General features: G+C 48.9%; 14 protein-coding genes. 4 read left to right on the forward strand and 10 right to left on the reverse strand.

Annotated features, from left to right (window positions below; all coding sequences use genetic code 11):
• Positions 1-15 precede the first annotated feature (15 nt).
• The 9 genes from ACYCSE_RS03390 to ACYCSE_RS03430 form a co-directional block, all read right to left on the reverse strand.
• On the reverse strand, positions 16-1,548 hold the full coding sequence (locus tag ACYCSE_RS03390) for a hypothetical protein (RefSeq protein WP_459701385.1): 1,533 nt from the start codon (positions 1,546-1,548) through the stop codon (positions 16-18).
• A gap of 49 nt (positions 1,549-1,597) precedes the next feature.
• Entirely contained in the window at positions 1,598-2,410 is an 813-nt protein-coding gene (locus ACYCSE_RS03395) for an ABC transporter permease (protein ID WP_061828870.1), read from the reverse strand.
• A 1-nt stretch (position 2,411) separates the two neighbouring features.
• Entirely contained in the window at positions 2,412-3,218 is an 807-nt protein-coding gene (locus ACYCSE_RS03400; protein WP_061828871.1) for an ABC transporter permease, read from the reverse strand.
• Positions 3,208-4,200, reverse strand: a complete 993-nt coding sequence (locus tag ACYCSE_RS03405) for an ABC transporter ATP-binding protein (protein WP_459701388.1) — start codon at positions 4,198-4,200, stop codon at positions 3,208-3,210. Before ACYCSE_RS03405 ends, ACYCSE_RS03400 begins: the two co-directional genes overlap by 11 nt.
• A gap of 71 nt (positions 4,201-4,271) precedes the next feature.
• Positions 4,272-5,402, reverse strand: a complete 1,131-nt coding sequence (locus ACYCSE_RS03410; protein WP_459701390.1) for a hypothetical protein — start codon at positions 5,400-5,402, stop codon at positions 4,272-4,274.
• Positions 5,395-5,640 (reverse strand): acyl carrier protein, encoded by a 246-nt coding sequence (locus ACYCSE_RS03415; protein WP_459701392.1) that lies wholly within the window; start codon positions 5,638-5,640, stop codon positions 5,395-5,397. Before ACYCSE_RS03415 ends, ACYCSE_RS03410 begins: the two co-directional genes overlap by 8 nt.
• Positions 5,641-5,657: 17 nt before the next feature.
• The gene (locus ACYCSE_RS03420; RefSeq protein ID WP_459701394.1) at positions 5,658-7,034 is read right to left on the reverse strand and encodes a peptide ligase PGM1-related protein; all 1,377 of its coding nucleotides are present in this window, start codon (positions 7,032-7,034) and stop codon (positions 5,658-5,660) included.
• Positions 7,035-7,089: 55 nt separating this feature from the next.
• A complete protein-coding gene (locus tag ACYCSE_RS03425) occupies positions 7,090-8,283 on the reverse strand; it encodes a radical SAM/SPASM domain-containing protein (RefSeq protein ID WP_061828875.1) in 1,194 nt (397 codons plus the stop codon).
• A gap of 49 nt (positions 8,284-8,332) precedes the next feature.
• Positions 8,333-8,608, reverse strand: a complete 276-nt coding sequence (locus tag ACYCSE_RS03430; RefSeq protein WP_254350203.1) for an acyl carrier protein — start codon at positions 8,606-8,608, stop codon at positions 8,333-8,335.
• 357 nt (positions 8,609-8,965) lie between these two features.
• Here ACYCSE_RS03430 and ACYCSE_RS03435 point away from each other — a divergent pair, with 357 nt between their 5' ends.
• Genes ACYCSE_RS03435 through nagA form a run of 3 tightly spaced genes read left to right on the forward strand, consistent with a single transcriptional unit; the run spans position 8,966 to position 11,779 of the window.
• Entirely contained in the window at positions 8,966-9,832 is an 867-nt protein-coding gene (locus ACYCSE_RS03435) for a MurR/RpiR family transcriptional regulator (protein ID WP_459701397.1), read from the forward strand.
• Position 9,833: 1 nt separating this feature from the next.
• On the forward strand, positions 9,834-10,562 hold the full coding sequence (nagB, locus tag ACYCSE_RS03440; protein WP_069290271.1) for a glucosamine-6-phosphate deaminase: 729 nt from the start codon (positions 9,834-9,836) through the stop codon (positions 10,560-10,562).
• On the forward strand, positions 10,559-11,779 hold the full coding sequence (nagA, locus tag ACYCSE_RS03445) for an N-acetylglucosamine-6-phosphate deacetylase (RefSeq protein WP_459701400.1): 1,221 nt from the start codon (positions 10,559-10,561) through the stop codon (positions 11,777-11,779). Before nagB ends, nagA begins: the two co-directional genes overlap by 4 nt.
• 92 nt (positions 11,780-11,871) lie before the next feature.
• On the opposite strand, the gene ACYCSE_RS03450 is transcribed toward nagA, so the two are convergent.
• The gene (locus ACYCSE_RS03450) at positions 11,872-12,867 is read right to left on the reverse strand and encodes a YhcN/YlaJ family sporulation lipoprotein (RefSeq protein WP_254350200.1); all 996 of its coding nucleotides are present in this window, start codon (positions 12,865-12,867) and stop codon (positions 11,872-11,874) included.
• 195 nt (positions 12,868-13,062) lie between these two features.
• On the opposite strand from ACYCSE_RS03450, the gene ACYCSE_RS03455 reads away from it, so the two are divergent.
• Positions 13,063-14,640: an esterase/lipase family protein gene (locus tag ACYCSE_RS03455; protein ID WP_459701403.1), complete on the forward strand. Its 1,578-nt coding sequence runs from the start codon at positions 13,063-13,065 to the stop codon at positions 14,638-14,640.
• The last annotated feature ends 7 nt before the right edge of the window (positions 14,641-14,647 follow it).

A 14,647-nucleotide genomic window follows, 5' to 3' on the forward strand; every position in this document is an offset into this window, starting at 1 on the left:
TCATACGCCTCCCGTTTAATTCAGCACTGTAAAATGATGCTCTGCCAAAAAACGCTCCAGCTTTGTAGTCAACCGCATTTTATCCTCATCGCTCGCAGCAACCAGCTCTAAATAAAGACGCCCCTTGCCTCGTGCCCGTTCGCTTCCAGCAGTTTCTTTTTTACCATTCAAGTCCGGCTTAGCCATGCCGTTCCCTTCTGATCCGCCATCGCTGGCCCCAATCCCGCTCACACGAACCTGCTTGGCAGGCGATCTGCCTCCGCGCCCGGTTGCATTTCTGCTTGGCGTGCTTGTATGGCCTACAATCTTGTTCTCGCCATCTCGTCCACCTGTGTTCACATATAATGTATTGGCACCCAGAGGCATGACACCTTCTTCACGTTCACCTGTGAACAGCAATCCTTCACCTTTCAGCCCTTCCAGCAGTTCTTCATAGGATAGACTGCCATCATGGGACAGTGAATAATTCGTCAGCGTGCCACGCATATTTTTCCCGGCCAGAAAGGTATCGAGCTGATGCTTGATCAAACTCATCGACTTTCTGGCATTAATTTCGATAATAGGCTCCAGCTTCCCACCACGAAGTGTCATGGAATCAATGCATACATCGCCGTAATAACCATCCTGATACAATTGCCGTCCCACATCCTGCATTAAGCTAAAATAGCCCTCGCGCTCCAGCCGCTCTAAAAAAGCCCCGTCCGGCGACAAGGATTCCCGATAAGAGAATTGAGTATTAGCCAACCATTGTACAGATAGGATATCGACACTTCCATTATCACCAATCGTAAATTGGCATGAAAAATCCTGCTCTTTCTCCTGAAAAGGCTCCAAAAGGAAAAGCACCCGTTTGCCTTTGCGCTCCTGTCCACGCAAATACGATACGATCCGGTCCAGCATTTGTGTCGAGGTAATGTGCAGGTTTCCTTTGCCCGATACGCCAAAATCATCCTTGATTAAAAAGCTTCCATCCCGCAGCAGCTTACGCCCCGCCTCAGCGACATCTGCAAACGAAGTCACGATATAGCCCGGGTTGCGCAGACCAAGGCTGCGTTTCAGATCAGAGGAATACGTTTTGGCATTTACCTTGCGAATCGTTTCCAGCGGCGGCTGATGCAGTGTTATACCCCAAGCACGTGCAGCCTCCTCCACGTGCGGTAAACCCGCAAACGGGCTAAGCACACAGCCTTCCAGTTGAGGAAACCCCTCTCCGGCATCGGCCTTACGACTGCCCAGCAGTTCAAATACTGAAGCGGCCGATACGTTGCCTGCACGCTCCATGCCGTCGGTCAAATCTCGTTCGTTGACAGCCGGATGAAAGCCCAACTGCGCGATATACTGACGATGTACAGGCGAAATAGCATAACGGGTCAATAACGCATCTCCTGGCTGGCAAAAGCTGAACAGCAGTTCATCCATGGCTGCTACAATCGCAGAAGAAGCCCGGTCAGGCAGGGCTGGCAGGGAAGCTAACTGGGCATCCCGCCAGTAAGCCTCCGCTTCGAACGTTCCCATATACAAATGACGCTGATTCGGTATCGCATTCATATGATTTGCTTCCTTTCCTGCTTCATTATTGGCCCGCTACACGGTAGCACTACTGGCTCGCGCTCGTATAATCACGTAGAGCAAACTGCCATATCAGGCGGATGATCGCCAGCAGCCAGAGAGGTGCGAGAAATGCCCATACCACCAACCCGGTATCCATTTTGCCGAGAATGAACATGGGCGGAAAATTACAAATGACAAACACTGGAAGCACGAACAAACCGATACGCTGAATCAGATTACTGTACACGGCCATCGGCACATAGTTTGTCTCGAAAATGCTGTTGGACAGCTCCGTAACGCCGTTCGTGCGGATAATCCAGAAGGCCAGCAGTTGGGGGAGCAAAAATACGGAGTATGCCGTAAGCACTCCGCATCCGAGCAGCACAGAGAACCCTCCCGCGGTTTCAAAATTAAACGGCAATCCGAGTCGATACCAGCCAATCCCTGTCATAATTCCGCCGCCAATTACATTCGGCACGGTATAGCCCAGTTCAAATTGACGCAGTGTCACCATAAATTGCAGCGATACGGGTTTGGTCATGAGCACATCCAGTGAGCCGGTACGAATTTTGTCAGGCAGGCTTGTAAAATTACTGTAGAACAATCCACTATAAAATCCGCTCATCATCGTAAACACGCCGATATATAACAATATGGCGTCAGGAGACCAGCCGTTAATGTCCGTCCCGGCGCGGTATGGAACCGATGCGTACAGCAGCTTGATAAGCAAATAAGCTGTTTCAACCAGAAATGCCGTTATAAAATTAATGCGGTATTCCATCTGCGACATGACGGAAAACTGGACAAACTTCCAGTACAGTCTGATGTAGCGCCTAACGTTTCGGAAAACATTTTTCATGTTAACCCCCCACCGAGACAAAGCGTTTGACCCCGGCTTGCCACACCCAGCGTGATACGGCCGCCAGCACTACAATCCAGAGCCATTGCACGCCAATGCCTTTAGCGGCTTCCAGCAAAGTCAGCTTGCCCGTTAACGCATTCACCGGAAAAAATACGGTGTAGCTGAACGGCAGCAGACTGAACAGACGGGCCAAAACATCTCCAAAAATCGTCAGCGGAAACACGGTACCGCTAGCTACGTAAATGACAAGCGACAACGTATAAAATAGCCCCGCCGATTCCGTCACCCAAAAGGCTATGCCGCTCAGCGCATAATAGACCACAAAATTAAGCACAAGCGCTCCCGGCAACGCCAATATGTAAAGCAAGATGTACGATAGCCCGAAGCTGATTTGTCCTTCCAGGCTAAGACATAACAGCAAAATAGCAGCCGCCAGCAGCACGACCGCGGACTGTATGACTTTGCCTCCGATAAACCGGCAAAAACGGTAAGCGAAATAATGCACAGGCTGTACCATGAATTTTGCCAGTCCACCTTCCTTGATATCTGTAGCAATTTCGTATTCAAAACCCGTAGCAATCAGTTTCCCAGTTACTCCCGCCATGACCACATACACCAGCATTTCTGGCAGAGAATAGCCCAGCACTCTTGCTTGTCCCGAAGAACCGAATACAGCTAGCCAGAGAAAAATTTGCGTCATGATCGGCAGCATAAATCCCGCCATTTGGAGCCAATAATTAGCCCGATACTCCATTTCGTTTTGCATGCCAAGCTGGAGTACCTTCACATATTTGTTATTTCGCATCGGCCAGCCTGCCCCCATCGTACAAATTGGCTATCCCCTCTTCCAGCGGGACGTCCTCAATCGTAAAATCAACGACAGGCAGTGCGTCCAAAATCTTTTTGGACCAAGCCAAGGTATCTTCTGCATCCAGTTCAAATACCGCCTCTATCTCCGAGTTGGAGCGAAGTTTGCCGAGGCTCGCCAATGTTAGGTTGGATACAGGGATCTCCAGTCGAACCTTAAGTAATTTACGGGCACCGATGACCTCATTCACCTTGTGTAAGTCTCCGTCATAGACCAATCTGCCCCCGCTGATAATGATGGATCTACCGCACAAATCCTCAATATCCTTCATATAGTGGCTTGTCAGCAGGATGGTCGTCCGGTGCGTGCGGTTATAGGCTTTGAAAAACTCTCGAATCCGCCGCTGAGAAACAAGGTCCAGTCCGATAGTCGGCTCATCCAGCAAAATGACCCGTGGACGATGCAGCAGCGCGGCGATTAGTTCCATTTTCATACGCTCGCCGAGAGACAGCCGCCGAACCTGCACATGAAGCTGCTCCTCCACCCCAAGCAGGGTGACCAGTTCATCCAGCGCCTCTTTGTAACGGTTTTCATCAATTTCATAGATAAGCTTGTTCAGCTCGAATGACTCGCTTGCAGGCAAATCCCACCAGAGCTGGTTTTTCTGTCCCATTACAATGGAAAACTGACGTTTAAACTCTTTTTGTCGTTTCCACGGGGTAAAGCCGAGTACGGATGCCTCCCCGTCCGTGGGATGGAGAATGCCAGACAGCATTTTGAGCGTCGTTGTTTTGCCCGCTCCATTTGGACCGAGAAATCCGACAATTTCGCCTTCCTCAATGCTAAAGCTGACATTTTGTACAGCCTCTTTGGTCAGCTGCTGACGCCTGAACAAGTTTTGTAACGATTTGCGCACGCCCGGCTCCTTTTTGTAGTACGTAAATGTTTTCGACAATTGGTTTAATGTAATGGACGGCAATCAATTCCCCTCCTCTTTCCTCTGCGCGTAACCCCTGGATGAACGTGCCTGATAAGGCCGAGTGCTCTGGACTACTCGGCTGCTTGCTCTGCTAAAATCATCAGTTCCTCCAGCATATGCCGCTGTCTTTCAATTAAATGCAAAGCTCGTTCCGTAATCTCAGGCATCCGATGCTTGCGCAGTTGAAGCCCTGTTTTGTAAATATGCAGATTAAGCTTGTGCCAATCCGCGTACAGCCCCTGTGCCAATTCAATTACATGCTGTGTTTGTGGCCCCAGCGTGGCTTGATGCAGCAGGCAATAATCAGCTGTATAATCCGTCAAATGAAGGGCACTGCCCAATCGCAGATTGTAATAGATTTCATGACAGTACGTCCGAAAATCCTGATCCTCCATGTCTGCCAACAGACGGAAGTCACCGACAAATGCCCGGTACCCCTCATCTCCCCGCTTGACCTGTTTGCCTGTTACAGCTTTCCCCGTTTGATTTTCCGACTCATTAGACGTAGGTACGCCTCTCCAGATGGCTTCGTGTCCAGTCAAATACTGTCGAATATGATGAGCACACGCAGCATGCATCTCACTTGGCGAAAGCGGGGTAGGCTGCTCCACCAGCCATGCATACTCAATAATGCCCTGCATCAGATCGTCGAGCCGAGCTGAGCCCACATAAGTCATGGCATGTCCCGAGGAATCGAGCAGAAAGCTATCATTCACCTGTGCTGTCCGTTCTTGCAAGTCCAACCCGCACAACTCAATCACGTGGCCTCTTGGGTAATTTTTCACATATACATCGTGATAGGTTAAAGCGGTGCTCGACGTATGCAGCATGGTACCGTAGCCCGATGTGAGTACCCGCAACAGGTCGGTTTCATCGCTGACACCTGCGACCCACGGTTCCACCCGAATAACAGGTCCGCCACTAGCTGCCATTTCTTGAAGCTGCTCTGGATATTTCTCAGGTCCGAAGCGCTTCAAATCTCCACCATACTCTGCGCACATACTCCCACACAGCATGAATAGCTCGGATTCGGCCATGGTCACCCCGTACCTCCGCAACGAGGTACGCAGGGAAGAATATACACAATGCTTCCCTGGAAGAGCGTTTGCCACTTCTTCTGCACCATAGTCCACAACGGAATCATGACGAGTCTTCACATCGGATTCCTGCATCAACCTTGTCTGTTCAGCGCTCTTATGCATATTTGCTCAGCAGACGCTCAATGCCTTGCAGTGTAGATAGATGCTCCAGCACTAGATCGTCGTCGTCCATCGTAATATCAAGCTCATTTTCCAACTCTACAATTAATTCCACAGCGGATAAGGAATTCAGCCCCAAGGTTCGCAGATCCTGATCCGGAGTCAACTGTTCCAGCTCTCCCGGAGCCAGCTTCAAAACCTTTTCCAGCAAGGGTACTACATGGTATACATCTGTTTTCATTTTTGATTCCCTCCCATTTATGAGCATCCTAATCCAGCAATGATACCTTCCAATTTGTGCGCATAAGCATCAGCTTCCTGCCAGCTGTCTGCCAAAATAAGTGTGAAAATCCGGTTCACATAGCCCCGCTTCACAGGAATACCAGACAATGTACCCGCCGTATATACAAACACCCCTTCTGGACGTTCGGGCGTATAGAGCAAGCCCTCCTCCGCGAGCAGCCCGCACAAGCGGCTGTAAGTGAGAGGCGTAGCGGTAACGTTGCGGTAATAACGGGATAATGTTTTATGCTGTTCTCCCAGGACGGATGACAGGAATGAAATATAGGTAGATAACGTAAACCTACCGTTAATCTCAATGACTGGAACCAGCAAACCTTCTTCGTCAACAAAACCGTCAATAGAGGCCATTCCTGTGTACCCAATGGAATAGAGATACGTACCCAGCTGATAGGCGCAACGTCTCACTTCTTCCTCCAGCGCATCACCAATCTCAGCCGGCACTTGAGATCCGATATATACGGTGCCATCCACGTTTTGTCTTTTTAGCGAAAACATCGTCACACCACCGCCCTCGTCAATGCAGAGCTGGTAGTTCAGATCCATCTGCTTATTGTGCCAGCGCTCCACCAGCCAGCCGCCGGAAGATGGCGACGAGCCGCCAAAGCGCCTCATCACACTCAGCAGCGTGTCCAGCTTGGACAGCTCGTCCAGCATATACATGCCTTGTCCCGAGGCACCGTGCGGCTGCTTGATAATCAGCTTCACAGGTCCATCCGATAAGTCAGCCAGTCTGGCACACTCCCTGCGGATCGCCGATTCGTCTGCACATACAGCGCCTTCGCTGACAGCAAAACCAAGCTTTTGCGCGGTCAGGCGGCTGAATATTTTATCATTCACCTGAGCACTGACCGCGGATGGAGCGCCGATCAGCTCCAGCCCGCAAAGCTCCGCGATCGCTTCCTCCTGCGGTGTGACCGCATAGGGGACGAGCCACGCTTTGGCTCCGCCGCTGCTGTGGCCTGCATCTGCAACCGCACGCAGTCGTGCCAAAAGCGCCTCATCCGCCAGCACCAGCTCTGAGATCGGCGTTAGCGGATCAGAAGGCTCCGGCACCTCAATACGCGGCAGGCTAAAGCCCAACCGTTGAAGCATGTCCAGAAACGCCTCATCCGGCTGTTCCCGAAGTACAATGACATCCTGACTTCGACATAGCAGGAGATTCATTTCCTCCATCCGGTTTACGACTTGCTGTTCATCCCGGTCTACCATGCCCCCCTTGCGAGGGGATGGATGCCACACTTGCTCTGCGCCGATATTAAACAGCCAAATCAGGACTCCATGGTCTCGTTCATGCGCAAGCGCTTCCACAAGGTTAATAGTTTTAGTCGTCACGTCTTGTCATCATCCCTCTCTCTTCCATCCAGTAACAAACAACATCCATAGAAAACTAAATGTACTTCAGAGAGCCTGCCCCATGCAGATACAATACGCTGCATTTGGAGCACACCGGAGTCAATCCTTCATGATTAATCTTTTGACGAGTTTTCTCATACGCATCCGAGTTCCATATCTCCTTCAGACTATGCTCACGCATGCTTCCAATCGTGAATTCACTGAAAAATTTGCATGGCATGACCTTCCCGTCTGGTAAAATATCTGTTCTGGAGGTGAGCGCCAAACAATGATTGGAACAACGGCTGACCATTTCCTCGCCATGGATGAATTTATCAATTTCCTCATAATCCAAACCGGGCTGATAGCGCACGCGAATGTTCCATACTCGCTCATTGATCCGCTGTAGTTCCTGCATCAGAGGATCGATGTTATCCGGGTTGATTTTATATTTGAAAGCATGCCAGCTACTAATATTTTTTTCTTCAAGTTGTCGGAGCCAGGAGAAATTACGTGTGAAATATTCATCCATTTTGAGGGAGGTTTCTTTGGAAATGTACCAGGGGAACGTCAGCAGCACCAGATCCAGCCTTTTGTCCTCCAGCATTTGCAGAAATTCGTACATCCGTCCGATCATGTTATCGTTAATGACCGCATGGACAGTTACCCGTCCCTTGTACAATCCCTGGTCGCGCAGTTCAATCAGCTTATCCATCTGCCGCATTGTTTTTTGAAAAGTGCCTTTACCGCGGATTAAATCGTGTTCTCTTTCAAAACCTTCAATCGCTATTAATAACTCCAGATTTTCGGACAAATCCAAAATCCGGTCCAAATATTTATCAATAAGTAACCCATTTGTACAAAAGGTCATTTCGCGCCGATCTTCCGCCAGCACGTCCAAAATTTCATCAAAACGTCGATGAAACATCGGTTCGCCGCCCCACATGTACAGTCTGGACTTGGCTTCCTTGGTTTCGCTCAAAATTTGCCGGAGCATGTCCGGAGCAAGATCCATGTTTTGTTCTTCTTTATCCATTTGGTGATGGTAGCCTTCCTCGTTCCATTCAAAGCAGTGTGTACATCTCAGGTTGCAGCGGTTAGTCAGCTTAATGCCGATCGTCTGGGGCATGTCCGTTTTGAAAGTAGGGTCCTGTGTGGCGTTACGGTAAGATACAGAAGCGTTTTTCAGGTTACGCTTGATGAGCTTGAACGCTTTCTCATCAATCAGCACATTGCTTTTGGGCTGCATGCTAACACCTCGTTTAATGGATTTTCAGGCACATGTACCTAGCTGTACGTCAGACCGTCTCCATTCCCTCCAGATGCGCTTGTTCCGCATCGCTGATCCCCTGAATGTAGCTGCAAAACGCATCTACCGAGCTCAAATGCTCTAGCTCAAAGGAATCAAAATCAATCTCCACATCAAACGCATCCTCCACTTGCAGCATGAAATGAACCAACTGCAACGAATCCAGTCCCGCATCATGAATAATGTCCGAATGTCCATCCAGCTTAGCGACCAGTTCAGGATCTTCCTTAACCGCGCTGATCATTTCAATCACTTGGCTTTGCATAGCAAACTCCTCCTTGTGAATGAGATTCTGTTCGTTCCACCCAACGATGCCCTCTGCAAAGAAAGCTCCTAGAAAAATTCCTTCACTGGAACTTTATTCAATTATACTCCTCCAATGAAGAGACAAGTCAATAGGTTGTTTTGTAAGTAAAACTCGCAATTTGTAAATTAATGTATGATAATTTCTACAATTTTCGCTGGCTATTTTTTCGCAAAATCTAATAAAAATTCTTCTCACATCTCTTGCATGAGCAGCAGAATTATTTTACAATACGCGTGAAAATGTTTTTCTTTATATCCTCCTTATTTACGATACTTATTTTCACACAAACACTCTACAGCCAAAGGAGCACAGCTCATGTCCCCCATTCTTCATACATTAGCCCATAGACTGGAGCAGCTGCCCGTACAGGAGCGCAAGCTGGCAGAATCCATCGTGCAATCTCCGGAAGATGTGTTGCATCTGGGTATTCGGGAGCTGTCAGAGCGTTGTGGTGTAAGTGCGGCGACCGTTACGCGGTTTTGCAAATCACTACATTTTAAAGGCTATCCCGATTTCAAAATGAAGCTGGCCGCCGAGTTGTCTCATTCCAACCGTAATGGTGAAGAATCCTATCAGGATATTGTCGCCGGAAATTCACTTTCCCGAATCGTGCAGGCTATTCAGGCGAACCATACCGCATCCATTGCAGACACGACCCGACTGCTGGATTTCGACAAGCTGGAGCAGGCCATTGCATGGCTGTCAGCCACGAGCCGCATTGATCTTTATGGCATGGCGACATCGTCGATTGTGGCCCAGGATTTTTACCAGAAGCTCATCCGTATTGGCAAGAACAGCACTGCCTTTGCAGATTCCCATATGCAGATCACCTCCGCCTCCTCGCTCGGAGCGGAAGATGTCGCCTTTGCCGTCTCTTATTCAGGGGAAACCCAGGAGACCATTGCGGCTCTACGCTGTGCAAAGGAACAGGGGGCCAAGACACTATCCCTAACCTCCTTCGGAAACAATACGCTGGCAGGCCTTGCGGATATTGCGCTATTTTCCTCTTCATTGGAGGAAGGAATGCGACGTGGGGATATGGCCTCTCGCATCGCCCAGCTTCATATTATAGATATTCTGTTTACAGGTATGGTGAGCGCGGATTTTTACAAATATATTCCAAGATTGGAAGGTTCATATCAACAAGTGAGCAAGCTCAAAAAACAACCAGGGGGTCACTAAGATGAACATACGCATTTTGAACAGCCGTGAAGACCTGAACGCTACTGCCGCCGCTGTGATCGCTAGCTTGCTGCTATCCAAACCACAGGCCATGCTTGGCCTGGCCACCGGTAGTACGCCGATTGGTATTTACCAACATCTTGCAGATATGTACCGCAAGGAACAGGTCAGTTTTGCACGCGCCTATTCTGTGAATCTTGATGAATATGTTGGTCTTCCCCCAGAACATCCGCAGAGCTATCGAAGCTTTATGAATGAGCACTTGTTCCAGCATATCGACATTCCCATATCCCATACACGTGTTCCTGACGGGAATGCACTAGATCTGGCAGCAGAATGTGCAGCGCACGAGCAGGCTATTCTGGATCATGGCCCCGTGGATCTGCAGTTGCTTGGCATTGGTCATAATGGGCATATCGGCTTTAACGAACCCGGTCACAGCTTGGCTGGAGCCACACATGTTGTAGATTTGAAAGAAAGTACGCGCTCGGCGAATGCTCGATTTTTTGGCGAAATAGATGCTGTACCCAGGCAAGCAGTTACGATGGGAGTAGGCACGATTCTTAAGGCGAAGCAAATTATACTGGTAGCTTTTGGTGCGGATAAGGCCGACATTATAAAGCAGGCTTTAACTGGACCTGTCACGACTGAGTGTCCGGCTTCTTTGCTGCAATGTCACCCCAACGTACTTATTTTACTGGATCAGAAAGCGGGAGGATGGTTCAATTGAAGTCAGATGAAATGAGTGGTAACGTACCCCAGCTACTGTATGGGCAAGTTGTCGTTGGAAATGACATCATTGAAAAAGGGGTTGTCGTCATTGAGGGGCAGTCCATTGTTTATGCTGGTTCCGAGGGAAATTTGCCCGCCGATTGGACATCGGTAGTCTTGGCAAATCAGGAAGAAAGTGCAGCGAGAGCGGTAAAAATTGTGCGTCTGGAAGGAGGCTATCTGCTACCAGGCTTTATTGATATTCATGTTCACGGCGGTAACGGTGAGGACTTTATGGACTCCAGTCCAAAGGTGCTGGATACGATCACCTCCTTTCACGGTTCACAAGGAACGACGGCCATGCTGGCTACCACCATGACCGCGCCTAAGGAACAGATTGACCGAGTATTGAGTGAAGTCCACGCTTATATGGCACTACCTATGCCCTATGCTCAGTTGGAGGGCGTACATCTAGAAGGGCCGTTCATCAGTCCGAACTGGCCGGGAGCGCAAAACCCGGAACATATCGTGCCACCGAATCTCTCATGGGTGACAGAATGGGAGCAACGCTATCCAGGCCTTGTTCGCCAGCTCACGCTTGCGCCCGAACGGGAAGGAGCGCTGGAACTGATTGCATGGCTTTGCAGCCATGGCATTACCGCGGCTCTCGGTCATACAGATGCTACGTATGAAGAGGTTGAACAGGCAGCGACGGCGGGGCTGAACCATGCGGTGCATGCATTTAATGCTATGACTCCGCTGCATCATCGCAAGCCGGGAGCCGCCGGAGCCGTACTTGCTGATCCGCGCATTGAAGCAGAAATCATCGCGGACGGCATTCATGTGCATCCCGCCGCCATTTCCCTGCTCGCTAGGTTAAAGCAGGATCATAATCTCATTCTCATCACAGATGCCATGTCTGCTACGGGTCTGGAAGACGGGAAATATACGCTCGGCGATTTGCCGGTGATCGTGCAGGGCGGTGTAGCACGACTGGAGGATGGGGTCACTTTGGCAGGAAGCACACTAACGATGATTGAAGGCTTCCGCTATTTGGTTCAACATGTAGGTATGAGTATTCCCGCGGCATCACAAATGGCCAGCCTGAATCCGGCTCGATCCTTGCACATTGCTGATCGTACAGGTTCGCTTGAAGCAGGTAAACAAGCAGATATCCTGTTACTGGATGGAGACTTAAAGCTGCAAGGCGTATGGATTAAAGGATTGCGCAAATAATTCAGTTATAGTTATCATTCCCCAAAACTAAAGAGCTATCCACCAGCGTATTCGCTGAGATGGATAGCTCTTTCTTTGGCATAGGGTTTGAATTAGCGATGATTCATCGGCGCGGGCGTATGATTTTGTGGGCGTGTGGGTGCTGTATTTTCCATTGGACGGTTTGTATCGGCCGCCGAGGTCGGGAATACACGTTCAATCACATCCACCATTTCATTGCTCAAGCCTCTAATCGGATGACCGTTTTGCACACTGTGTGTGAAGTCAGTGGCTTGTTTGACAAAGTCCGGGTTAGCGGATACATGTACCTGTTCAATCGAAGGTGCAAATTGCTTAACTTTATTCGCGATACGGCTCTTGACTGCATCACTTGGTTCATATGCAGTTCTTGCTCCCTCGATTGTGGTGTTTCCGTTATCTCCGCGATTGTTGTCCGTCAAGCCACGCAACATACCGTACGAGCCTGTACCCATCGTACCGAATAAACCGTCATCACGACGCGCAGGTGTTCCATTCCCGGTAACTCCATTTCCGGCAACTCCATTGTCTGTCATTCCAGGCGTCGTAGTATCCGTAGTACGGTTTCCTCTAGTGCCATTAACGCCATTCACACTCGGTACATTACCGTTACGTCCAATACTATTAGCACCTGGAGTACCATCAATACTTGGAGTACCGTCAATACTTGGAGCACCGACACCTGTTCCGTTGGCTTGGTCTTTCAAGGAAACGGCTACATAGGCATGTCGTTCACCGACCAGCACTGTCGCAGACTTTACATCCGGCATCTCAGATATACGTTTGGACAAACTGCGATCGACTTGCAGATTACGGACTGGATGTCCGGTTCGGTTGCCATTTTCATTCAATGACATCCCGTCCATACCATTGGACTTAACCCCATAACGATTCACACCATCCATACCATTACGGTTCACACCATCCATATGATGTGTGCTTTGCGCGTTATAGCGTGTACTGTTCGTACGAACGTTATGATCGGCATTTCCGCACCCGGTCAAAGCAGCCATACTGGCGAGTAAAGCAGCAGAAATCGTAAAACTGATGACCTTCTTAGTTCCTGGCATGAACTCATCCTCCATACATTATAAAATGTGTGACGAGATTATCATGCGCTATGAATCATAGGGATATCCTGACTAAAAAATGACTAAAAAAATAAAATTTTAATGTAAATATGAAATACAATTGATGATTTACCACAAGATGGCATGTATAATAAGCTTGAAAAATACTTTATTTTACAAAGGAGGATTTTCAATTTGAAAAAGATCACTGTTTTGATGCTCATTTTTTTGTTATCCGTTACCCTTGTACCCGTCGGCGCTTTTGCAGGCTCCACTACACCCCAACCCCCGAAAGATCCCGCCGGAAGCTGGGCAGAAGGCCCACCACCTAATCGCGTTGATCCTGCCAAACCTGCATTATTATTCGTACATGGTTTGAACAGTAGCGCTGAAGTCTGGACCAAAAATAATAACGACATGCTTCATCGCGCACGTGACGCCGGATACCAGACGGCCACCATTAATCTGTACGATACAAATGGTACATCCCAGGATATGTGGGACAATGGTAAGCTTTTAGCCGACAAAATCAAGGTCATCAGTAATCACTTTGGAAAAAAGCTCATTGTCATCGCCCACAGCAAAGGTGGAGTGGATACTCAAACCGCTCTCGTATATAACGGAGCTGCTCCTTATGTTCAACGTGTCATCACCCTTAGCAGTCCCCATCATGGCTCACAACTTGCAGATCTCGCCTACAGCAGCTGGGCCGGATGGCTGGCAGACATCGTCGGCTCACAAAATCCCGGTACCTCCACTTTACAAACATCTTATATGAAGTATTTCCGATCCAAGACCGATGCACTCAGCAACTCGACTACAATTCCATTCTTCACGTTTGCTGGTGATAACTGGTCTGACGGCACTGCTTCCTACATACTCGGCGGACTTTACCTCTCAACCTTTGGTAAAAATGATGGGGTGGTCACAGTCGACAACTCTAAGCTCCCCGGCGGACGTGTAGTTAAAATCGGATCTTGGGATCATGCCAAGGTTCGTACCGGTTCTTACGTCTTCTCCCTGATCCAACCCTACCTCCAAGCGAACACTCCAGCATTGAATCAGGAAACTGAAGCACTTTCAGCATCTTCCCTGACTGCTTCTGCTGTACAATCCACCTATAACGAGATCAATAATTCATACTTTATCCGAGGCGGCGATTATAATGGAAAAGCCTCAGAAACCCTCACTGTTGAAAATGGTGTCAAATCCATTGATCTGGACTGGATCAGCGATAAACGTGTGAGTAAGCTGGAACTAACCAAGCCTGACGGTACCAGTGAAATTATTAATCTGAAAGCAGGCTATGATGACGATATTTTCGCTGGTGCCTGGCATCATAACGCCGTCATTCAAAATCCAAAACCGGGCACCTATAAACTGAACGTCACGGTTCCTGATCAAGGAGCATATCTCCTGATTGCACGTTACCAGGCTGTTCAAGTTCCTGAGCTGAAATACAATCTGAATGCAGTGGGCCCGAAGCTAAACCTGAAACCACAGGATTCCCCGGACAGCGTTACACAAGTTACCTACCAAGTTCAATATTATGGTGATCCGCAGCAAGGAGTCACTTCTGCCTCCAAAGGTTTGACGGTACAGCAAAAAACCGTTAACCCTACCGGACAAATAGAGCTATCCAAAGCGGACAAGCCCGGCATCTATTCTGTAACCTATGAAATTAGCGGTACCACAAAAGCAGGTTATCCGTACCGTCGCACAGCTGTTCAATCCATCTATATTGATGCTGACGGCAATAAGTATGTTGACTAAATAAATC

The sequence above is a fragment of the Paenibacillus sp. SEL1 genome, from assembly GCF_054602535.1.